This window comes from Aurantimonas endophytica (genome assembly GCF_014196845.1).
Classification (GTDB): Bacteria; Pseudomonadota; Alphaproteobacteria; order Rhizobiales; family Rhizobiaceae; genus Aurantimonas; species Aurantimonas endophytica.
Map to the genome: position 1 here is coordinate 1 of NZ_JACIEM010000003.1, position 19939 is coordinate 19939.

A 19939-nucleotide genomic window follows, 5' to 3' on the forward strand; every position below is an offset into this window, starting at 1 on the left:
CTCGAGCGGCTGGCGAGAACCGACCCGCTGACCGGAGTAGCCAACCGGCGCGGGATGAAGGAACTGCTGGAGCGTATCTGGGACGATAAAAACGCCTGCCCCTCAGGTGCCGCCATACTCATGCTTGATATCGACCACTTCAAGCACCTGAACGACAACCTCGGCCATGCGGAAGGTGATCGTTGTCTGATCAAGGTGGCGGGGATCATCCGGGAGAGTCTGCGGCGCGACAGTGATCAGGTGGCCCGCTATGGCGGTGAGGAATTCCTGATCCTCCTTCCCGAAACGGATGTGATCGGGGCCCTTAAAGTGGCTGAACGCATTCGCCGAAGCGTTGAGACCGCCTCGGTGTCCAACCCGGTGTCCGGCGTTTCTGGCCACGTTACCGTTAGCATCGGAATTGCGGTCACTGCGCCGGGCGCAAATGTTTCGTCGGAACAGCTTCAGCATCAGGCAGATGCTGCGCTGTATCGCGCCAAGCGGGCCGGTCGCAACCGGACCGTCCTCCATCAGCCTGGCGAGGCCGGCAATCAGGCGCTGTCCCCGACATCAGCTGTATGGAATGCAGCCTCAACATGATCCGCCGGCTGCTCTCCCGCCTCTTCAGACCCTCCGCCCAGATCCGGCAAGAGGTGACGGTGCTCCTGGCGATGTACGGCACCAAGGGTGCATGGCTGGAGGCGCGCGATCGCATGCGTGCAGCGCAGAAGGATGCGCGCTGGGTGGATGACGGGGTGGTCCGCCACCGCCGCCGCTACTGGAACAGCGTCATGCGCGAGATCGAGCGGCAGACGGGCTACCGGCATCAATCTGAGACGGCGAGACGATATTTGGATCCTTAGCTTTCGGCCGTGAAGCGAACGGCCTCGTGGCCGGGCCAATGCTATTCTTCCTGCTCGTCCTATGTCCTGCGGAGCAACGGCCTAATAGGGCCGGCACTCTGAACCGGGCGGCACATTAGTGACGGCATCAGGCGCTATGGCTTTGGCGAAATGTTCGAGGATTTCCGATGTTCGCGCTGGAGCCGTGACCCGCGCTGCACGGTCCGCAATTGCCATGGCAATTTTTTCGGCCGTTGCGGCCTGTGACCTGCCGCGCGATCCGGACGGCACTGCGGAGAGGGTACGCGGGGGCAATATGGTCGTGGGGATCATTGAAGGCTCCCCCTATGCGGCCCTCCCCGACCAGGCTGCGCAGGGCGAGGAGGCCACCCTCGCTCTGGCAGTTGCCCGTGCATTGGACGCCAAGCCCGTATGGATCCGCGGCACGGGCGAGAGCATTTTTGCTGCACTGGAGTCGGGAGACGTCGATCTGGCTATCGGCGGCATCGCGGCATCCACCCCATGGTCGAGCCACGCGGCGCTGAGCACATCGATTGGCACAATGGAATTGGCTGGGGAGACGGAAGATCGAGTCTTTGCCCTGCCACTCGGGGAGAACCGCTGGCTGCTCGAGGTCAACCGGGTCGTTCGCAAGGCACAGTCGGACCGATGAGGCCGCACGAACGCCTGCCTGACGAACAGCGGAAGGCCTTGCACCGGGCGATACGCTTGGAATGGTGGACGCTGGCTTGGATGGCCTCGATCATTGCGCTCCTCGCTTTCGTGCTCGGCTCGTCGCAGGCGATGCGGACGGCGTGGATCGAGGACATTCTGAGCCTTCTTCCGCCTGCGGCTTTCCTGATCGCCGAGAAGTTCTCGCGGCGCACGCCGAGCCGGCGCTTTCCCTACGGGCTGCAGCGCTTCAACTCGATCGCGTTCTTGGCCAGTGCCGTTGCGCTTACCGTTCTCGGCGCCCTGCTCCTTGCAGAATCCGCATTGAAGCTGGTGACGGCCGAACATCCGACCATCGGCTCGGTCGCCATTTTCGGCGAGGAGATCTGGCTCGGTTGGCTGATGATCGCGGCGCTAATTTACAGCTGTGTGCCTCCGGTGATCCTCGGCCGGATGAAGCTGCCGCTGGCGAAGCAGTTGCAGGACAAGACACTGCACACCGACGCCGACATGAACAAGGCGGACTGGATGACGGGCGCGGCCGCGATTGGGGGCATCGTCGGCGTAAGCCTAGGCTTCTGGTGGGCGGACGCGGTTGCGGCACTGATCATTTCATTCGACGTCCTGCGGGACGGCCTGCGAGCTCTGCGCATTTCCACCGTCGAACTGGCCGATGGCGCACCGCGCAGGATCGACGCGCCCGACTTGGCGCCCGTCGTCGACACCCTCACCGCTCAACTCGATCTGTGGGGACTGCGCGTTCAGCGGCATTTGCGTACCACCGGCCGCTTTGTCACCGGCGAGATCGTGGGACCGGACGCCGGTCTGGTGACCGCCGAGATGCTCGCAACGCTGGAGGAGATAGACTGGCGCCTAATCGACCTTTCACTGCGCCCGACGGACGATTCCGCCTACCCGATCTTCGATGAGGAGGAGCATTTCTTGACCTCCCGCCTGTAGCAATCGCAGCGACTGCGGCCTGCCGGAAACCTCCGTCCTAAACCGCCACGTCCCCGTCCTTCCGCTCCCCCCGCGCTACGATCCGCAGCACATCGTCTGGCAGCGGCCGCTGCAGCGCCGAGGCCTCTGCCCAATCCGCCACATCCACACGTCGATCTCCTCCGGCTCCGTCACTCCTGAACCTCGGCATTCAGCATCTTCGCGATCTTCCTGCGCTCGCGATGGGAGCGGATCTGCACAGTATCTGCGGTCTCGGGCCGCATGGTTGCGTTCCCTCCTTCCCAAGATAGCTTGAACCATCGGTTCGCTCCCACGGGGAGATCTTCAGATCCATAAGTGGCGATCACACGGACATCGAAGCGCTTCAGCCGCTCCCACTGGTCCGTCCCAAGCTCCGGAGTCTGAGAGCTCGCCCGTAGTGCGTGCTCAATGATGCCCCGGAACGTCCCCATGTTCCTGACTTTGCCTGCATCAAGAGGACCTTGCCGGGTCCGCAGGTTCAAGTCCGTGGGCTCTTCCCACTCCTCGATCCCGTCGAGTTCTGTCACCGGGCACATCCGTCGCTCGTCGGCTGTTTCGAGCACCACAATGATGCTCTGCACATAAATGGCGTCGCTGCTCATGTTGCTGACAAGGCATGGAGCATCGAGGGTGGCGCCCCCGCCCCGGTTGATCAGGATCTTCGGGCGGGTCTGCCGGACATAACTGCGGACCAAAATCTGCAGGTAGCCGATCCAGACGATCAGCATGGCCCCGCTGATCGCGATGCTGATCATCTCATGGTTGGATTTGATCCACTCGATCACTTGCCGTTCTCCACCTGAGGTCGGGGAGAACACGCAGGAGAAGCCGTTACCGAACCTCAGCCGAACTGCGCTGGCTTGCCTCCCCCACAGCGGGGATAGAAAGCGCAACGGCGTCCGTTCGGTTCCTCGCCACTTCGGCACCGTCGCGCCACCCTGGGCTTCCTTCACTGACGGCTATTCACTTTCCCGATGCTCCGTAAACAGAGTGGGGTCTGGAGCCGTTGTCGACCTGCTATCGGGCTTTGGAGAACCCTCGGATGAGTAGAAAGCGAAAGAAGATCTATGCGGCACTGGTCGATGGTGCGACGGAAGGTCTTGCTGGCAGGGACCTCTACGACTTCGTCCAGAAGCGTTGTCCGAAGACGTCGGGGAAGAAGATCGTCCGGGCCTCCCTTTTCGGGTTGACCGACCCGCACCTCAAAGACCGCAACATCCTCAACGTGATCTACGACCTGGCAATCAGGCATCGAATGGATGAGGTTCGGCCAGACGAGGATCATGATGATGATGACCCTAACCAGGCATTTCCGCCGGGTAAAAAGCTCGGCACGCGCAAGGATAAAGAATCCTCCGCCGTACCGGCGGCAATTTGATCCGCAGCGGAAGGGACGGACAGAAATGATCACGCGTGACACGCTTGCCGGCCTCGAAGCCGGTGTCATTACGGATGCCGAGGCTCTGGAGCAGACCGGGGCCCAGCATGTCGACGAAGTCTACGAGCAGTCGGGGGAACCCCCACAGGCCACCGATCAAAGTGGCGCCGAACTGCTCGCACAGAAGTTGGTCGACGATTGGGTACCTTTGAATTGGATCCGCTCCGGAGGGTCGCATGGCGCGATACTATTTCGACATCGACGATAGCGGTCTCGCCGTCCCTGACGAGGAAGGCGTCGAGCTCCAGACTCTCGATGCGGTGCGAGAAGCCGCTATCGATGCTCTCCCCAAGATGGCTTGCGACGCTTCGCCTGAAGGGGACCACCACGTGATCAGCATCAGCGTGCGTGATCGGGCTGACCAGCCGGTCTTCCACGCGTCGCTGACGCTCGACGCGGGGTGGCGATGAGCAGCAATCCCGGAACGCGAGATGGATGACACGGGGAAAGACCTTGCCGCCAAGATTGCTGCCGCCGAACGAGAGCGGGCGGTGTGGGCGGAGGGACGGAAAGCGTTTCGCGCCCGCGGCGCGGCGGCTCTCAATCCGCACTCACCGCGCTCACCTGATCACACTCTATGGACAGAAGGATTCGATGCCGCGCGGGAGACCACGACGGAGCCGGAGTGGTAGTATTTCCAGAAGACAATCTGCCAGCGCAGAAAGCCCGCCCGGGATCCGGGCGAGCCAAGTCTGCTAGCCGCCCTGAGAAATCCTTACGCCTGGGCGAGCATCGGGCAGTGTTGGACGCAACTCGTCGCTCAGCGCGGTGATGTGCCGGAGGCGTGTGTCACTCGCCGGCCTGAACTTCTTCGAAGAGCTTCGCAAAGACAGTCTTCGCTCGGCCGGGCGCCTTGGCCGCGGCTTCCCTCGCCTCGTCGAGATTCGACAGATCGTCGCCGACCTGGATCAGCGCGACCATCCCCATCGCGTAATGCGGCGTGCAGTGGATGCCGTACACGCCCTGCTGCTCGACGGTGTAGACGACCTCCTCGTTCATCCCGCCTTCCAGCGTCTCGGCTTCCGCCGGCATCATGCCCTCGACGCTCACCGCGTTGTGGCTGGGGTCGACCGGCACGAACCGTACCGTGTCGCCCGGCATGGCTCGGACCAGTGCGGGCTCGAACACCATGATGCCGCTCTCGCCGCGATTGAGCATCTCGACCACGTGCTCCTCGGCGGACGCGGTGGCCGGGCTCGTCGCGAGTCCGGCGAGCGCGATGAAGCCCGCGGCGAGAACGTGTCTCCCGGCGGAGACGATTGCGTGGGCCGCGGTCATTGGGGCGCTCCCATGTATTCCGGCTTCGGCGTGTCGATCGTGCTCGGCGGCAGGATCGGATACTCGATCGTCGGCTGCTCGCCGGTGAGAGTGCGCAGGAAGGCCGCGACCGCCGTCACGTCGTCGGCCGCCATCTCGGTTCCGAGCTGGCTGGTGCTCATGATCGCGACGGCCTGCTCGAGATCCCAGGACTGCCCGCTGTGGAAGTAAGGGGCGGTCAGCTCGACGTTCCGGAGCGGAGCGGCGCGGAAGACATACTCGTCGTCGGCGGTCTGGGTGACAGCGAACCGGCCCTTGTCGTCCAGCGGCAGCATGCTGGCGCCGGGGCGTTCGACAACGCCGAACGGGAAGTAGTCCTGACCGCCGAAATTCGAGCCGCTGTGACAGGCGCCGCAGCCGCTGTCGATGAACACCTGCAGACCGTGGGTCTCCTGGTCGTCGAGCGCATCGTCGCTGCCGGCCAGGAACTGGTCGAAGCGCGAGTTCGGAGTAATCAGTTGCGACTCGAAGGCCTCGATGGCGACCGCCATGTTGTCGAAGGTGACTGGATCGTCTTCGCCGGGGAACGCCGTCTGGAAAGCGCTCACGTAGTCGGGCATGCTCTTCAGCGTGGCGACGACGCGATCCGGCGTGCTTGCCATCTCGACACCGGCCTGCACGGGGCCCTTTGCCTGTTCGCGAAGATCGGGGGCCCGCCCGTCCCAGAACTGCGCGATGTTGAAGATGGAATTAAGGACGGTCGGGGAGTTCCGCGGCCCCTTCTGCCAGCCGTGCCCGATCGAGGTCGGCACGTTGTCGGCGCCCCCCGTCCCGATACTGTGGCAGGTGTTGCAACTGATGATGTGGCTGCTCGACAGGCGCGGATCGAAGAACAGCATCCGTCCGAGTTCAACTCTCTCCGGCGTCACGGCCTCGCCGCGTACTTCGGTAACCTCAGCCGGCACCGCTCCGAAGAGCATGGCAGCCGTCTCGCGTAATTCGTTGGCGCCGGCAGCGGTTGCCAAGGCGGCAAGTCCTACGCCCAGTAGGACGGTCCTGCTGTTTAACATCGTATCACTCCTTCTATCTCGCATCTGCGAGTGCAGCGTACGGAACTCCGCTACGCATTGACCTAGATCAAAAACCGCAGGGGTTGCGCCAACCACTATGCTGACGTCGCCGACGCGTGGAACGCGGTGCATCGGGAATGGGCGTGAAGAAGGTGCCGATCGCATCTCCACACTCGGCGACCTGGTCGACAAGGGCTGGGCCTGACGTGGATTTGCGAGGGCTGTGGCCGCGATCTTGACCTGACACTCGCCCGCGCGATCAAGTTATGGGGCCGCGATCAGCGATACGTTGGGCGGCACCCGCCGGTGAAGTGCGCTCGCTGCGGCAGCCGGGATATCAGTTGCCGCGTCCGGGCGAACACGACCATCAAGCAGAGCACCGGGAGGCCTTTCGAACCGTCATGATCCGCCGGCTGCTCTCCCACCTCTTCAGACCCTCCGCCCAGATCCGGCAGGAGGTGACCGTGCTCCTGGCGATGTACGGCACCAAGGGCGCATGGCTGGAGGCGCGCGATCGCCGGCGAGCGGCGGAGAAGGATGCGCGGTGGCTCGATGACGATGTCGTCCGCAACCGCCGCTGCTACTGGAACAGCGTCATGGGCGAGAACGAGCGGCAGACCGGCTATAGGCATCGGCCGGACCCTGAGACCGGGTATCGGGTCCGACAGAGCGTAGCCGTCTTTCATGGCTGCATGCGACCGGGTCCGACCTACATTCTTGCGTCCGCGCGTTCGAGCGCCCCAAGAACCAGGCAGAGCGCCTTGAGACAGTGTTCTCTGCGACAGCCAGGAGCCGCTGGTGGCTGTGAGGGTGCCGACTCCGATCGGAGCGACTTGCGCCGGACCTTGCCAAGCCTCGCCTCTGGGAGGCCTTTTCCAACCTCGTGTCCTGTGCTAAGACTCCGCCATTGACCTCTTCCCGTGCGGTAGAGCAACTTCCTGGATAGCGAGGATGCCATGTAACGGGTTATAAAGCGGGCGAAAGTCGGTTTTAGCAACCAGCTCCCTGACAGGGATACGTCGCAGAAAATAAAAGGGTCGCCCGCGCGACCCTTTTTCGTATCTTACGCCAGGTACCGGGCCGAGCGGCCTCTACTCAAAAGCCACGAACAGGGCCGGGTTGATCACGTAGTTTGCATCCGGGCCTGCTAGGCGCACCTCGGCGTCGAGACGGCGCTGGTTGTAGTCGTAGTCATAAATATACCGCTCGTGGTCATGCCGATCTACCAGTCCGACCACGCCGTACCACAATAGAAGGTTGAACGCCCGCCCCACGTCGGCTTCGTTTATCCCAAAGTCTCGCAACTTCCCGATTATGTCGTCGCGGCCGGTGTGCCGACTGGATCCAATTAGAGCATAGAACAGCTCGGATGTGATGCCCGACACGTCCCTGACCTCGTAGCCAAAATCATCGACGAGATAATTGCTGTGCTGCTTGACAGCGTCGACGCAGTCCTCTTCCGTAACGGTGTTATGCCCCCTGTTAATGGCATTCGATATCGCAAAGTCAATGATATTGATGAGAAAACGCGGGCGCATAAGACAGTGGTCTACAAAATACTCAAAACTGTCTTGGCCGCCTACAGTAGCGACGAATGATTTTCGCCACAGCGCCTCAAATGTCGCGCTGACCTCGCCCGATGATGACTTCAGTCGTAGATAGATGACTTGCTTAAGTTTCGCGCGGTCGGTCCAATCGATGCGCACACTGCCTGCCTTGCCCTTGTCAGGAGTATTTGAGAGAAGAAGCTCAAATATATCATTTCTTAAAAAGACGACAGACTGAAAGTTTCTGTCAACCGTCGCGAAATCCCTTTTGATCTTATCAAGAGTCTCCACAAGTATCCGAACCAGCCGAACGTCAAATTCGCTGACCCCGTCTGCTGGCCAACCTTTGTCGATGTTATCGAACAGCAGGTACAGCTCGCTATGGGTTTTAGTATACTTCGAAATTAAGCCCTTAAGCTGTGGTATGCCGCCCCGAAAAACGATGTTCGTTAGTCGATCCGGCGTAAGGCTCTGGGATCGGCGTTTCGCGTCTGCGATCTCGTTTATAACAAAGGTTCCTAATCGGTTTATCCGGGACGTGAAGTCGCCGCTGTCCTCGATTTTGAATTCTTCGAGTGTACGCGCAATTTCGATAGACGCCTGCATTGCCTCGGTGTCGAACTTCGATCTGTAATCGAGATTTCTCTTTATAGAATGAAGAACTTCCGAAAGGATGATGAAATACCAGAACGCTGCGAGCGTATGATCAAAAGCTCCAACATCAACGATTTTAACTAGCTGCTCCCGGAACAGGCTGAGCTGATGCGACTCGGGCTTTAGGTCTGTGACCACAGCGTCTCGACCTGGACGAACCCGATCTCTGACCATGAAGAAGATGGCCGTCTTCCCCGACCCCTTCCGACCTGCTACCACATTGATTTCACCCCGAAGAGTTCTAATAAACTCGGACGTTTCAACAAAATACTCCTCCAGCGTTCTGAATTCGTTTTCCGCCGCCGAGCTTCCGAGTTTAATTCGCTGAAGCGACGACTTCTTTACTGACGATTTCCTACCCCCAAAACTTTGAGCTGCAATGCTGGCTTGTTGGGCAAACTCTTTTACAACTTCGCTTGTGTTTTGTTCACTGCTGACAGTTTTAATAAATTCTCGGAAATCGGCAGGTCGGGCCTCCTGACGTGCCCCGTGTTGAATAATGAGAGTCTGTCGCCCTAGTCCGTGACCAAGCCCGGCCAAGAAAGCGGCTCGCAGGTTATGTTGATCCGCGTCCTCGATGTGGCTGGCAAGAATGGGAATTATTATACCGGATGAGGCTGTCGTCTCCCCAATGGCCCAAACAGTCGAAAACCGTGCAACCTCGGCGGGATCGTAGCTTCTGAAGAAGGCCCTAGATTCCTTCACCGAGGAAACGATCTCCATTATGAAATCTGTTTTACGGAGGGAGTTCAGGAAGAATAATGGCTGCTGATGATTGATCGGTTTGGAGTACAAATCCACCAAATTATTTTTTGGAAGTATCTCTAATTTAGAAGATAATTCTTGGCTGTTTTCATAACTTTGATACCCGATGTTGTCGAATATGCCCTGCCGCTGCACATTATGCTGCGCGTTCGCAAAGGACGCATTGACTACAGGGGCTAGGGACTTGCCGCTTCCAATGGCGAAACCGGCCTCGTAGTAAACATTCGCGTTTGGAACGGTAACATCGACAATCGTGACGTCTGTAGTGAGGATGCCTTTTCGCACCTCCTCAGGAATCTCGGCTCCGAAGATCTCCAGCTGCGGCCAGATGGAGATATTTAGTCGTCCGGCTCCGTTCACAGACTGCGCCGCCGCAGCAATGGGGCCAACGAGGTCGTGTGGCTGTCCCGGATACGCGAAGAAAGCGGTCTTGTGAAAGCTGGCCATTAATCTTCGTCCATCGAATCTGTGTTCAATGAACAAAGCACTTTACCCGCTCGGCTTCTAGCCCGGCTTGCGGGTGAAAAAATCGACCTCGCCTCGGCTCCGCCGCCGTTCTAGGCAGCCGCCTCCCCGTCCTTCCTCTCCCCCCGCGCCACGATCCGCAGCACGTCGTCCGGCAGCGGCCGCTGCAGCGCCGACGCCTCTGCCCAATCTGCGCGCATCCAGATGTCGATCTCCTCCGGCTCCGTCAGGATGACTGGCATCGCCTTCGGGTGGATCGAACCGACAACCGCGTTCGGCTCTGTCGTCAGGAAGCCGTAGAGGTCGGCGTTGACCTCCCCCTCCTTCATCTTCCGCACGCTGGTCCAGTTCGTCCAGATGCCGGCGAACACCATCAGGGGGCGGCTCTCGTCGCCGGCAAACCAGGTCGGCACCTTCTTGCCGTCGATCGTGTCGTACTCGCAGAAGGAGGTCAGCGGCACGACACAGCGGTTTGCCGGACCGAGCCAGCGGCGCCAGTGCGGGCTGTTGGTCCGCCGGATGTTCGTAACCCCGGGGTCGGTCTTCTTGCCCTCGAGCGCGAACTTCGGTGACGGCATGCCCCAGCGCGCCATCGTCATCTCCCGTTCGCCGTCCTCGCCGTTCCGGACGACCGGCGCCGTCGTGTCGGGAAAGACACCCGGCAGCGGCGGCATGTTGCCGGTCCGGTCCCGCATGGCGCGGGTGAACTCGATGATGGCCGTCTGACCCTTGGTGATGGAGTAGAGGTTGCACATTCCAGAATGAGAGCACGACCCACAGCTATCGTCGAGGCGAGCCCGGCTAGCTACCGTTATCAGCCTGGCCGTACCAACGGAGGATGGAGAGGCAGAACAGATTAGCGGCCCGGTCCACTTAACATCCGGTCGGTATTTGAACACCCTTGGATGCTATGGTGGTCTTCACACCTTCCCGATTGGACACACCATGCTCTCGAGTTCGGCTCCTGCCGAAATTCTCATTAAACGACTTCATCGCTCGACGGGCCTGGACGAGACGGAACTGGCGGACCTGCGAACACTGCCGGCGACGCTCCGTGAGATTGGCAAGAACGAGACGATCAGCCGGGAGGGCGACCGCGTCCATCAATGCGTGCTGATCATCGACGGCTTCCTTGCCAGGTTCCTGGACACGCGTGAGGGCAAGCGCCAGATCCTGTCGTTCTACGTGCCCGGCGATATTCCGGACCTGCAGTCACTGCATCTGCCAACCATGGATCACAGTCTCGGCAGCATCGCACCTTCCAGGATCGCGATGATCCCGCACCAAGCGCTTGCAGAGGTCAGCGGGCGCAATCCTCGTATCGCTTCGGCCCTTTGGCGGGAGACGCTGATCGACGGATCTGTCACCCGCCGATGGGTGCGTTGTCTCGGCCGACTGAACGCACGCCAGCGCGTCGCCCACATGCTGTGCGAGCTCTACGTCCGGCTCGAAGCAGTCGGGCTGGCGGACCGGCCGATCCGCCTGATGACGCAGCAGGACATCGGAGACGCGATGGGGCTCACCGTCGTGCAGATCAACCGGACCCTTCGCGATCTGCGCAGCGAGGGGTTGATCAGGGTCGAGAAGCGACACCTGACGATCGTGCACCGGGAACGCCTGCAGAAGATCGCGGAGTTCGACCCCTTCTATCTGCACCTCGACCCGGAGGCTCGAAGCTAGGCGGCCAAGGACATTCCGGGGCACTGGCGGGATCAAATGGAAGAGCGGGAGCGTCTATTGGCTGAACAGGCGATTTCGCCCGGAGGTTCGAGTGGCCCGCTACTACTTCGACATCGATGACAATGGCGTCTTCGTCCCCGACGACGAAGGCATCGAGTGCGAGACGAAGGACGCGGTGCGGGAAGCCGCTATCGATGCGCTTCCCAAGATGGCGTGCGACGCGTTGCCGGACGGAGATCACCACGTGATCAGCATCAGCGTGCGTGATCAGGCCGACAGGCCGGTCTTCCACGCCTCGCTGACGCTCGAGGCAGGGTGGCGGTGAGCAGAAATCGGAAACGATGAACGACGCCGCCAAAGACCTTGCCGCTAAAATTGCCGCCGCCGAACGAGAGCGGACGGTGTGGGCGGAGGGACGGAAAGTCTTTCGCGCCGGCGGGCCGGCGGCGCTCAATCCGCACTCGCTGCGATCGCCTGATCACGCCCTGTGGGCCGAAGGGTTCGAGGCCGAGCGGGAGGCTACGAAGGCTCCGGTCTGGTCCGAGTAGTTCCGGCAGACAATCCCTCAACGCAAGAAGGCCGCCACGGCAGACCGGGCGAGCCAGTTGTGCAAGCTACTCTGGAAGACCGCCCTTCCGAGCATTCTGGAGGGAGAGCGCAATCCGCCGATGGCCCTCCCCTTTGCCCGGTCAACCGCTTCTCCGGAACAAGCTCCGCTAGTTGCCCCAGGCGTGCGCTGCTACGGTTTCGAAGAAACGAAAAACGACACCGACACCGACATGGATTGACAGGCCCGTGCGTAAGAGTGCCAACCGCAGCCGTTCCAGAACCCGAAGCCGGGGACGCCCCCCGCTGACGGACCCCCACGCTGAGGCACCATCAGCCGAAGTCGAAGAGAGAGAACGGCTCTGGAGAGCCATCTTCGGCGACGATCCGATGCCAGATACTGCCTCGGTCGATCTCGCCGAGAACAAGAGAGCCGCATGGTGGAGGCGGATCAAAGATGTGGTGATGACCGGGCTCGGGGGCCTGCAACGAGCCAGATGACAGAGACGTTTCGCGTCGAGAAACGACGAAAGCCGCCGCCCCGGTGAAGGGACGGCGGCTCTGGCATGACAGCGATGTGGATGGCGTGCGCCTGTTAGACGTGCGGGCGGTCGGTCCTGTCGACCACATGGGTCTCGCGCTTCGGCTTCTTCAATCCGGCAAGGCCAGCAAGGCCGAGAAGCCCGAGCCAGCCGAGGTCGAAGCCCTCGTCATCATCGTTCCGTTCGACTTCGACCGTCGGCTGCACTGTCTCAGTGTCTGGCGCTGTAGCCTGAGCTAGAGCACCAGTGCCTGCAGCAGCAAGTAATCCGATGGCGAAAACTGAGACGATGAGTGGGTGGGCGTGCATATGAATTCCCCAATGATCATGATGATCCGAAATGACAGCGCGTCGAAAACGTTCCTGTGAAGTCACCGTGAAGTGCGGTGGCGGCCACGGTTCCGGGCGTCTCAGGGACTGAACCGATCCTCTCGCGCCGCGTTGCCTACAGCGATCAACAGCGGGTGCGACGGATGTTCTTGTTCTTCTCCAATGGCATCGGCTGCCTGAGCTCCGTTGTTATATCCATCATCCTGAGCCTTGTGGTGATGACCATTCTCGGAATGTTCTGATTGGAAGCGCCGGTGCGCTGCGGTAGCCGTAACGTGAGCAACCGCGTCATCGCCAACACCGTGATCAAGCCGAACCCCGGTATGCCCTTCGCGTTGTCATGATCCACCGACGTGACGTCCGCTCCGTCCAACCTCTTCCGAGATGCGCCAGGAAGTGGCAGTACTAATCGCGCTGCATGGGGCCCAAGCAGCCCTACTCATTGCACGCGACCGCCAGCAGGACGCTTTAGATAATCAGCACTGGCTCGACGGGACGGAGGTGCGCTGCCGCAGCCGCTACTGGAGTAGCGTATTATGGGAGATTGAGCGCAAGTCCGGATACTCGCACCAGCCGGACACGGCCACGCCATATCTGGATATTGCTGAAGAGGAGCGGCGCTCCCGGAAGAAGGCGGCGGCGGCGGAGCGGCGGAGACGATCACGTCAGACGCAGATTTCCCGTCTTTCCGCTCCCCCGCACGTTCTAGATGTCTGCCCGCAACCGCGGACCAATACCCTCTGCGCGTCGTAGCCTCCCTTCCGCGTGGCGGGGGCGCAGCTGCATCACGCGGTTCGAAGGAGACGACGGATGCGCTTGCTAGTGCCGCTTATCATCCTGCTCCAACTGCCTGCACTACCGGCGCACGCCGAAGCAGAATCGGACGCGGAATATGATGCTTGTGTCGAACGGGCCGACACCGTCATGCCGGATTACGGCGAGTGCGGCGGCGCTTTCCTGGAGCGTGAAGACGCGCGCCTCAATCAAATTTGGCACGCGGTCATGGAATCCATCGGCGAAATCAGCAAAGAGCCCCTGCGGGATGAACAGCGGGCATGGCTGGCCTTCCGCGACAAGACCTGCCTCTTCTATCTGAATGAGATGGAATACGGCCAGAACGGCCGCTATCTCTTGTACTATGCGTGCCGCGCAGCTGTCATTCATTCGCGCATCGATGCGCTCGAAGACATCCGGGCAACGACCGCGCCGCAATAATACATGCGTATCGGCGTAGCTCGAATCGTCCCTCCGCCGCGCTGATGTCGACGCAGCTGCAGCGCCGCCCAGGCGACGAGCAGGCGCAACGCTGGAGAGCCCGCCATGATGCTGCGACTTCTTTTCCTGTTGATCTTGCCGCTGAGTACCGCACCGTTACCGGGACAAGCGCAGGACATCCTGTCAGACCGGATGACGATGCCGCTCGCTGACCTGGAACGGGCCGTCAAGAACGATCACCCCTACGGCTACATCATCCTGGCGGTCCGCAAGTTCCAAGCCGGCGATAAGGAGGAAGCCGTACGCTGGTTCTACGTAGGGCAACTCCGATGGCGGTTCCACATCGCCGCCAATCCTGACCTGCCGCCCGATGGCGACCCGGCCCTTCTAGCTTCGATGTTGGACGGCTTCGGGCGCCCCATTAACGAATGGGTCGGAGGAGACGTCGATGGGTGGATCGCGTTCATGCAGGCTGCGCTGGATTGGGACGAAGCAAACCACAACGGTTTCACGGCGAAGGAGGATCATCCGACGGAGTATCGGAGGGTACGGAACGGGCTCGTAGAGCTGATCACCTCGATCCGAGAGCGGCGCGAGGAAATTCCCGGGGAACGTGAACGCAACGGATTGGAGAACCGGGTACCTACCGGGTCTTCCCGTTGAGCCAAGTGAGATCACAGCGATGAGCCGGTTACCACTTCCCCGATGTCACCTTTCGTAACAGACTCCGGCAACTCCCCCGCTGTGAGGCGAACCGAGACATCGTTCCGCACGAGCTAGCCGGCCCATCCATCCGCTCCCCACGCGCCACGATCCCCAGCACGTCATCCGGCAGCGGCCGCTGCAGCATAACGCCTCCGTCCAGTCCGCCCGCATCCACACGTCGATCTGCGGCTTTCCAGCTCTCCAAGTGTGGAAACGCAACCATCGCCTCGCCTCCGCCTAGACGATCTTCCAAGAGGTTATCGCGGACAGACATGTCCTGCCGCTATCGCGCCTCTATCGCCATCGTTTCAAGAGTACGCGCAGAACTATTGACTTAGTGACGCCGAATTACGACCGGCTGTTCCTTCGTCGGTACCGATCGCAAGATGATCCGCTACCAGTCTGCCGTCCGCCGGAGGCCGAACTGCGCGGCCGGCTACGGGATCTCGTTAATGGGCGCCGCAGGTTTAGCTATCGCGGTTGTTCGTCCTGCTGCGGCAGGAGACCCCGGCGGCCTACGCCGGGGTCCTCACCGCAACCGGCTCCAAAGCTCCGCTCGATGAAGGCTCCGCGCCTGCGCCGGTTGCTACCCCCGCGCTCTACGGCGTAACAGGAACGGGCGAGGCTCTAATAGCCACTGGATGACAATTCAGTGGCAGGTCAGCCTGACCAGCGCCTAGAGTTCGGCGCCCACGTCAGCAGGAAGTCACGTACATCGTCTTCCGAATGATCACTAAGAGAACACCATCGATGTCATCCATGCTTGTTGAAGCCTCCGTTGATTTTTCCGGACGATCCATTCTGATTATCGAGGACGAAGCTCTCATCGCGATGGAGATGCAGGAAGCTATCGAAGCGGCAGGCGGCACCGTCATAGGCCCTGCACCAAGCGTCCGGGAGGCGATGGCGCTGATTGACGCAGGCCATGCCATCGATGCTGCCATCCTCGACATCCGCCTCAGCGACGGCATCTCTATCGAGGTCGCGCAGAGGCTCAAGTCCAGCGGCGTCCCTTTGATCTTCGTCACCGGATACGACGGCTGGCACATGCCAGGCGACCTGGAGGACGTGCCCGTCCACCGAAAGCCCAACGATCCAGAAAACGTCGTTCGCGTGCTCTTCGACACATGGCGCCGGGTGCGCGAGTAGAGCAACGATGATCGTCCTACGGCCCCGCGGGACACGCCCGTGTGTTTAGCGTAGGCGCCTCAGCTTGGCGTTGAGGATCTGCTGGAGTGCCTGAAGGCTCTGCGTCGCCGCACCTTGATCGGGAATATCCTGAAGTTCATTCTCCAACCCCTGCCATACCTCCCGGATCCGGCCCTGCATCTCCACCCCGGAGGATGTCATCCGAACGACGGTACGGCGCCCGTCGCGTGGATCTTCAGCGCGCTCAACAAGTCCCGCAGTTACAAGACGGTCGAGCATCTTCGAAACTGTCGAAGGGCGGACGACCAGAGTGTCAGCCAAACGGGAGACGGATACCGTCCCCTCTGGGACCAGAGCCAGGAGCAGTTCGTCTTGCCCAGCATGCAGGCCCAGCTCAGCCAGCTTGAGGCCCATCATCGCGCGAATGGATCTGGCGATCGAGAGCAGCTTCAGGACAAGGGCTACCTCAGCCGCGTCCACGCCGAGGGCATTCACCGCCTCCTCGGTTGGCATCTTCGATTTAGCACCACGAATAACGATTGGATCCTGTAACACCGAGCATCTCCCCAAATCAGAACACGCAATCGACGTCGGCCCTGGTGCTCCTGGTACAAGAGAAGAGTGACCTTTACCCCCGCTGTCCAGTCTATTCGGCGGCTTCCATCGGCACTTCCAACTCCAGGCAAAGACCGCTACGTGGCCAGGACCACTTCACGCCTCCACCAAGCTGGCGCGTCACGACACCCTCGAGCATCCGAATACCGACGCCAGCCTGAGTCGGTTCAGCTACATCATGCGCTCCTGTCTCGCGCCACCTGATGAGGAGGGACTGCGACCGGCGAAGCCATTCGACTGCCACGGCTCCGGAGGGATCCCGAAGGGATCCGTGACGCGTTGCGTTCGTCATGAGCTCGTGGAGCACCAGCGCCATGGGCTGGACCAGCGGAGTGGGAAGTTGAACGGACGTCCCGCTCGCGCCGACGCATTCCCTGAGTTCCTCCGGCGTCTCCGCCGCCAGCAGGCGGGCAAGATCAACCCCGGACCATCCAGCTTCGCCGAGCAGGCGATGCGCACGAGCGAGCGTCTCCACTCTTTCCCGAATTGCTGTGGCATAGCCAGTGGCAGTATCGGCCTTGCTGAGGTTGACAAAGCTCTGAACGAGGGCGAGAGCATTCATCGCCCGGTGGTCCACTTCCATCAGGAGAAGGCGCTCCGTCGCCTCCATCTGCTCGGCTCGTCTGCGAGCGGTGACGTCTTTTTGAGATGCGAAGTAGTAGATCACCTCCCCCGTCTCATCGGTGACAGGGCTGATGGCGAGCTGGTTCCAGAAGGCGCTGCCGTCCTTGCGGTAGTTCAGGAGTTCCACCTCGACATCCTCGGTTCCCCCCGTCAAACCCTGACGAATAGCTTCGACATCGGACGGATCGGTGTCCGGCCCTTGAAGAAAACGGCAGTTCTTCCCGATCACCTCTTCAGCCGAATACCCCGTCAAGGCAAGGAATGCGTGGTTGGCGAGTACGATCGGGCAGTCCCGCTGCCTTGCATCGCTGACCACCATCGGCATGCGGGTCCGCTCGACGGCCACCAGCGCCAATTCCCGGCGATCCGGAAGCACGACCGCTTGCGATGCCGCGGGTGCATCTCCCTTGATTGCTGCTCCGACCGCCGCGTCCATCTACATCTCCCGAGTTCGACGGGGTAACGCTCCCTGGCGAAGAAGTTTCCCGGAGTAGCAACCGGGGCTACCGACTGGCGAGATTCTGTTCACCAACATTGGGCCCGAATGAAGCGCCCCGGGATTCCGGAGACCTCCTTTCCTGAGAGAATGGTGTCATCATGACGAAATCGGCATCGAAGAGACATTCGCCGGAGGTTCGTGAGCGGGCTGTCCGGATGGTGCGAGAGCATCGAGCCGATCACGCGTCGCATTGGGAGGCGATTTCTTCCATTGCGGCCTCGGGGGAGACGCTGCGAAAGTGGTTGCAGCAGGCTGAACGCGATCAAGGCGTTCGCGCTGGATAGACGAGCGAGGAACGGGACCGGATCAAGGCTCTCGAACGCGAGGTCCGCGAACTTCGCCAGGCCAACTAGATCCTGCGCAAGGCGTCGGCGTGTTTCGCCAGGCGGAGCTCGACCGCCCGTTCGGACGATAATGGCGTTCATCGACGATCATCGTGATGTCTATGGGGTCGAGCCGATCTGCCGGGTTCTGCCGAGCGCCCCGTAGACCTAGCACGAACACGCCGCTCGCAAACGGGATCCGTCTCGCAGGCCCGCTCGGGAGCGCCGCGATGGCGAGCTCCCAGCATGCGATCAGAGTTGCTGGGCGACCGCCGAGCGGTAAGCAAATGCTCGCTGTCATTGTGTTGGGTCAATGAAAGCAATGATGACCATGACGTAATGGAAGTCGCTTTTCGCTCCGCCTGCCCCCCTCTATCCGGGCAGGGCGAGAGCCCTCACCTTCGGACGAATCCGAGTGTCCGACGCCGCTCACGAGCGAGACAACGATGAACAACCAGAATGCCCGTCCGAGGGCCTTGCATGCCACGCCCGGGCACATCACGGTTGTGCTCGCACTGATCCCATCGAGTGCGAAGCCCACGTAAAGTGGTTCGCCCCTTACATCGTGGGCGCCCCTCCTGCGCCGATCGGTACCACGCTGACGAACGTCTGGTTCTGGCTCGCATTTGTCCTCGTGCTGTTCTTCTTCGTCGCGACGCGAGCTGTCGAGCGCGCTCCGGTTGGAGAGCGCGTGCTCACCGGCATGGACAAGCTGTCGGACTCGCTCTGGCGGCGTCTGGACGACTTCGTGCGGGTTGTCATTGCAGCCTTCTTTGTCGCTATCTTCGCCGTCGGCGGCGTCTACCTCACCCCTGATCTGAAGACCCCCAACGAATGGGTCTCCTGGCTCCAGCTCCTGATTGCCGCTGGTATCTTCTCGCGTAGGACCATGCCCTTTTCCGCGGCAGGCATCATTCTCCTCTGGGTGCTGGCGCTAACCGACTACGACATCTTCCACCTGCTGGATTACCTCGCTCTCGGCGTGGCGGTGGCTGCCTACTTAGTGCTCGAGGCCTCCCGAAAGCCGGAGTGGCGCAAGCACCGCTTCGAGGTCTTGCGCTGGGGCGTTGCGATCGCGCTGATGTGGTCGAGTCTCGAGAAATTTGCCTATCCGGACTGGTTCTATCCGCTTGTCGAGGAGAAGCCCTTCCTGACCTTCGGCCTGCCGCGAGACGTATTCGTCCCGATGGCGGGGGTGGCAGAGTTTACTATGGGGTTCGGACTCCTTTGGACGCCGCTTGTCCGCCGGCTCTCGGCGATCACCCTCTTTGTGATCTTCAACGCCGCTGTGTACCCGTTTGGGCGGATCGACTTGGTGGGACATGCTCTGATCATGGCGATCATCGTCGCCATCGCTGCCGATCACACACGCGAGGTGCACTTCCTGCCCGCATTTAAGAGACGATTGACGGGCGTACCCGCAGGACTGGCTGCGGCGCTCGTGATCTTCGTGACGAGCTACTGGGGAATTCATCTCGCCATCTATGGCGCAGGTGGCAGCGTTGGCACCCAAGCCGAAGAGATGACCACCCACTCCTTCAGTCCGGAGCATCCGCACGGCCCTCGGGCGGATGGTGGCATCGGCGCCCCGCCGGAAGGCCCGCCGGGCGTAAGAGGCGCAGTACATTCCGGCCCCACGGCACCTGCAGCCTCCGCGTCGCGCGATGTCTCGGCTGCCTATGAGGAAACTATGGCGAAGATGCACCCGCCGATGACGGAGGGAATGGCGCACCCAGACCCGGATGTCGCCTTCGTGCTCGGCATGATCCCGCATCACCAGGGAGCAATCGACATGGCCGGGGTGCAACTCAGGTATGGCACTGACCCTGCGAACCGCCAGCTTGCTGCTGAAATCATCGAGCATCAAAAGATGGAGATTGCGCGGATGCGGGCCTGGCCTATGCAGCATGGTGTGGCAGCGCCCGAATGAACGCCTTCCCGAGCGCGCCCGCCTTGGTCCTGCCACTTGTGCGCTCGCCCCCGCTTGCCTTCCCGCGGGGGCAAGACGGAGTTCGTCGGTCGAGGGTAGAACTCGAAAACGC

At 61.2% G+C, this 19939-nt stretch carries 22 protein-coding genes, 1 pseudogene and 1 other annotated feature; of the genes and pseudogenes, 14 read left to right on the forward strand and 9 right to left on the reverse strand.

The window, feature by feature from the left end:
- The 4 genes from GGR03_RS11125 to GGR03_RS11140 all read left to right on the forward strand — a co-directional run.
- Positions 1–579 (forward strand): diguanylate cyclase (locus tag GGR03_RS11125; RefSeq protein ID WP_183208040.1); only part of this gene is annotated, 579 nt, incomplete at its 5' end.
- Positions 576–842, forward strand: coding sequence for a hypothetical protein (locus tag GGR03_RS11130; protein ID WP_183208042.1), 267 nt, complete (start codon positions 576–578; stop codon positions 840–842). The genes GGR03_RS11125 and GGR03_RS11130, both read left to right, overlap by 4 nt.
- A 214-nt stretch (positions 843–1056) precedes the next feature.
- Entirely contained in the window at positions 1057–1494 is a 438-nt protein-coding gene (locus tag GGR03_RS11135) for a transporter substrate-binding domain-containing protein (RefSeq protein WP_183208044.1), read from the forward strand.
- A gap of 56 nt (positions 1495–1550) precedes the next feature.
- Positions 1551–2453, forward strand: a complete 903-nt coding sequence (locus GGR03_RS11140; RefSeq protein ID WP_210292112.1) for a cation efflux transmembrane domain-containing protein — start codon at positions 1551–1553, stop codon at positions 2451–2453.
- 170 nt (positions 2454–2623) lie between these two features.
- On the opposite strand, the gene GGR03_RS11145 is transcribed toward GGR03_RS11140, so the two are convergent.
- Complete coding sequence (locus tag GGR03_RS11145; protein WP_183208046.1) at positions 2624–3259, reverse strand: hypothetical protein; 636 nt, start codon at positions 3257–3259, stop codon at positions 2624–2626.
- A 257-nt stretch (positions 3260–3516) separates the two neighbouring features.
- Here GGR03_RS11145 and GGR03_RS11150 point away from each other — a divergent pair, with 257 nt between their 5' ends.
- The gene (locus GGR03_RS11150; RefSeq protein WP_246367902.1) at positions 3517–3852 is read left to right on the forward strand and encodes a hypothetical protein; all 336 of its coding nucleotides are present in this window, start codon (positions 3517–3519) and stop codon (positions 3850–3852) included.
- 236 nt (positions 3853–4088) lie between these two features.
- Positions 4089–4322 carry a DUF6894 family protein gene (locus GGR03_RS11155; protein WP_183208048.1) on the forward strand — a complete coding sequence of 78 codons (234 nt, stop codon included), beginning with the start codon at positions 4089–4091 and terminating at the stop codon, positions 4320–4322.
- A 379-nt stretch (positions 4323–4701) separates the two neighbouring features.
- On the opposite strand, the gene GGR03_RS11160 is transcribed toward GGR03_RS11155, so the two are convergent.
- The 4 genes from GGR03_RS11160 to GGR03_RS11175 form a co-directional block, all read right to left on the reverse strand.
- Positions 4702–5190 carry a pseudoazurin gene (locus GGR03_RS11160; protein WP_183208050.1) on the reverse strand — a complete coding sequence of 163 codons (489 nt, stop codon included), beginning with the start codon at positions 5188–5190 and terminating at the stop codon, positions 4702–4704.
- Complete coding sequence (locus GGR03_RS11165) at positions 5187–6239, reverse strand: cytochrome-c peroxidase (RefSeq protein ID WP_183208052.1); 1053 nt, start codon at positions 6237–6239, stop codon at positions 5187–5189. The genes GGR03_RS11160 and GGR03_RS11165 overlap by 4 nt, the downstream gene beginning before the upstream one ends.
- A 1091-nt stretch (positions 6240–7330) precedes the next feature.
- Entirely contained in the window at positions 7331–9652 is a 2322-nt protein-coding gene (locus tag GGR03_RS11170; RefSeq protein ID WP_183208055.1) for a P-loop ATPase, Sll1717 family, read from the reverse strand.
- Positions 9653–9762: 110 nt separating this feature from the next.
- Complete coding sequence (locus GGR03_RS11175; protein WP_183208057.1) at positions 9763–10425, reverse strand: SOS response-associated peptidase; 663 nt, start codon at positions 10423–10425, stop codon at positions 9763–9765.
- Between the two features lie 190 nt (positions 10426–10615).
- Between GGR03_RS11175 and GGR03_RS11180 the strand changes: the two genes are divergently transcribed.
- The 3 genes from GGR03_RS11180 (at position 10616) to GGR03_RS11190 (ending at position 11898) form a co-directional block, all read left to right on the forward strand.
- Positions 10616–11350 carry a Crp/Fnr family transcriptional regulator gene (locus GGR03_RS11180; protein WP_183208059.1) on the forward strand — a complete coding sequence of 245 codons (735 nt, stop codon included), beginning with the start codon at positions 10616–10618 and terminating at the stop codon, positions 11348–11350.
- A gap of 91 nt (positions 11351–11441) precedes the next feature.
- Positions 11442–11675, forward strand: a complete 234-nt coding sequence (locus GGR03_RS11185; protein ID WP_183208061.1) for a DUF6894 family protein — start codon at positions 11442–11444, stop codon at positions 11673–11675.
- Positions 11676–11691: 16 nt separating this feature from the next.
- Positions 11692–11898 carry a hypothetical protein gene (locus tag GGR03_RS11190; RefSeq protein WP_183208062.1) on the forward strand — a complete coding sequence of 69 codons (207 nt, stop codon included), beginning with the start codon at positions 11692–11694 and terminating at the stop codon, positions 11896–11898.
- Positions 11899–12491: 593 nt separating this feature from the next.
- Here the strand turns inward: GGR03_RS11190 and GGR03_RS24280 are convergent.
- Both GGR03_RS24280 and GGR03_RS11200 read right to left on the reverse strand, forming a co-directional pair.
- On the reverse strand, positions 12492–12746 hold the full coding sequence (locus GGR03_RS24280) for a WGxxGxxG family protein (protein ID WP_183209168.1): 255 nt from the start codon (positions 12744–12746) through the stop codon (positions 12492–12494).
- A 145-nt stretch (positions 12747–12891) separates the two neighbouring features.
- On the reverse strand, positions 12892–13116 hold the full coding sequence (locus GGR03_RS11200; RefSeq protein WP_183208064.1) for a hypothetical protein: 225 nt from the start codon (positions 13114–13116) through the stop codon (positions 12892–12894).
- 461 nt (positions 13117–13577) lie between these two features.
- Between GGR03_RS11200 and GGR03_RS11205 the strand changes: the two genes are divergently transcribed.
- From GGR03_RS11205 to GGR03_RS11215, 3 genes are all read left to right on the forward strand, one after another.
- Positions 13578–13982 carry a lysozyme inhibitor LprI family protein gene (locus GGR03_RS11205; protein WP_183208066.1) on the forward strand — a complete coding sequence of 135 codons (405 nt, stop codon included), beginning with the start codon at positions 13578–13580 and terminating at the stop codon, positions 13980–13982.
- Between the two features lie 105 nt (positions 13983–14087).
- On the forward strand, positions 14088–14645 hold the full coding sequence (locus tag GGR03_RS11210) for a hypothetical protein (RefSeq protein ID WP_183208068.1): 558 nt from the start codon (positions 14088–14090) through the stop codon (positions 14643–14645).
- A 792-nt stretch (positions 14646–15437) separates the two neighbouring features.
- Complete coding sequence (locus tag GGR03_RS11215) at positions 15438–15836, forward strand: response regulator (protein ID WP_183208070.1); 399 nt, start codon at positions 15438–15440, stop codon at positions 15834–15836.
- Between the two features lie 45 nt (positions 15837–15881).
- Here GGR03_RS11215 and GGR03_RS11220 read toward each other — a convergent pair whose 3' ends face one another.
- Together GGR03_RS11220 and lov are read right to left on the reverse strand one after the other, a co-directional pair.
- A complete protein-coding gene (locus GGR03_RS11220) occupies positions 15882–16391 on the reverse strand; it encodes a MarR family transcriptional regulator (protein ID WP_252920218.1) in 510 nt (169 codons plus the stop codon).
- A gap of 91 nt (positions 16392–16482) precedes the next feature.
- Complete coding sequence (lov, locus tag GGR03_RS11225) at positions 16483–17511, reverse strand: blue-light-activated histidine kinase (protein WP_183208072.1); 1029 nt, start codon at positions 17509–17511, stop codon at positions 16483–16485.
- A 161-nt stretch (positions 17512–17672) separates the two neighbouring features.
- Here lov and GGR03_RS11230 point away from each other — a divergent pair.
- Positions 17673–18138: pseudogene (locus tag GGR03_RS11230) on the forward strand (transposase); the annotation flags it as partial.
- Positions 17945–18060: a sequence feature (AL1L pseudoknot), on the forward strand. It overlaps the preceding pseudogene by 116 nt.
- Positions 18139–18312: 174 nt before the next feature.
- Complete coding sequence (copM, locus tag GGR03_RS24750) at positions 18313–19827, forward strand: CopM family metallochaperone (RefSeq protein WP_252920219.1); 1515 nt, start codon at positions 18313–18315, stop codon at positions 19825–19827.
- Positions 19828–19939: the final 112 nt, after the last annotated feature.

Excerpts from the sequence above, each read along its gene's own strand:
- GGR03_RS11130 (WP_183208042.1), top strand. The coding sequence starts at position 576 with ATGATCCGCCGGCTGCTCTCCCGCCTCTTCAGACCCTCCGCCCAGATC.
- GGR03_RS11135 (WP_183208044.1), top strand. The coding sequence starts at position 1,057 with ATGGCAATTTTTTCGGCCGTTGCGGCCTGTGACCTGCCGCGCGATCCG.
- GGR03_RS11150 (WP_246367902.1), top strand. The coding sequence starts at position 3,517 with ATGAGTAGAAAGCGAAAGAAGATCTATGCGGCACTGGTCGATGGTGCG.
- GGR03_RS11155 (WP_183208048.1), top strand. The coding sequence starts at position 4,089 with ATGGCGCGATACTATTTCGACATCGACGATAGCGGTCTCGCCGTCCCT.
- GGR03_RS11160 (WP_183208050.1), bottom strand. The coding sequence starts at position 5,190 with ATGACCGCGGCCCACGCAATCGTCTCCGCCGGGAGACACGTTCTCGCC.
- GGR03_RS11165 (WP_183208052.1), bottom strand. The coding sequence starts at position 6,239 with ATGTTAAACAGCAGGACCGTCCTACTGGGCGTAGGACTTGCCGCCTTG.
- GGR03_RS11170 (WP_183208055.1), bottom strand. The coding sequence starts at position 9,652 with ATGGCCAGCTTTCACAAGACCGCTTTCTTCGCGTATCCGGGACAGCCA.
- GGR03_RS11175 (WP_183208057.1), bottom strand. The coding sequence starts at position 10,425 with ATGTGCAACCTCTACTCCATCACCAAGGGTCAGACGGCCATCATCGAG.
- GGR03_RS11180 (WP_183208059.1), top strand. The coding sequence starts at position 10,616 with ATGCTCTCGAGTTCGGCTCCTGCCGAAATTCTCATTAAACGACTTCAT.
- GGR03_RS11190 (WP_183208062.1), top strand. The coding sequence starts at position 11,692 with ATGAACGACGCCGCCAAAGACCTTGCCGCTAAAATTGCCGCCGCCGAA.
- GGR03_RS24280 (WP_183209168.1), bottom strand. The coding sequence starts at position 12,746 with ATGCACGCCCACCCACTCATCGTCTCAGTTTTCGCCATCGGATTACTT.
- GGR03_RS11205 (WP_183208066.1), top strand. The coding sequence starts at position 13,578 with ATGCGCTTGCTAGTGCCGCTTATCATCCTGCTCCAACTGCCTGCACTA.
- GGR03_RS11210 (WP_183208068.1), top strand. The coding sequence starts at position 14,088 with ATGATGCTGCGACTTCTTTTCCTGTTGATCTTGCCGCTGAGTACCGCA.
- GGR03_RS11215 (WP_183208070.1), top strand. The coding sequence starts at position 15,438 with ATGTCATCCATGCTTGTTGAAGCCTCCGTTGATTTTTCCGGACGATCC.
- lov (WP_183208072.1), bottom strand. The coding sequence starts at position 17,511 with ATGGACGCGGCGGTCGGAGCAGCAATCAAGGGAGATGCACCCGCGGCA.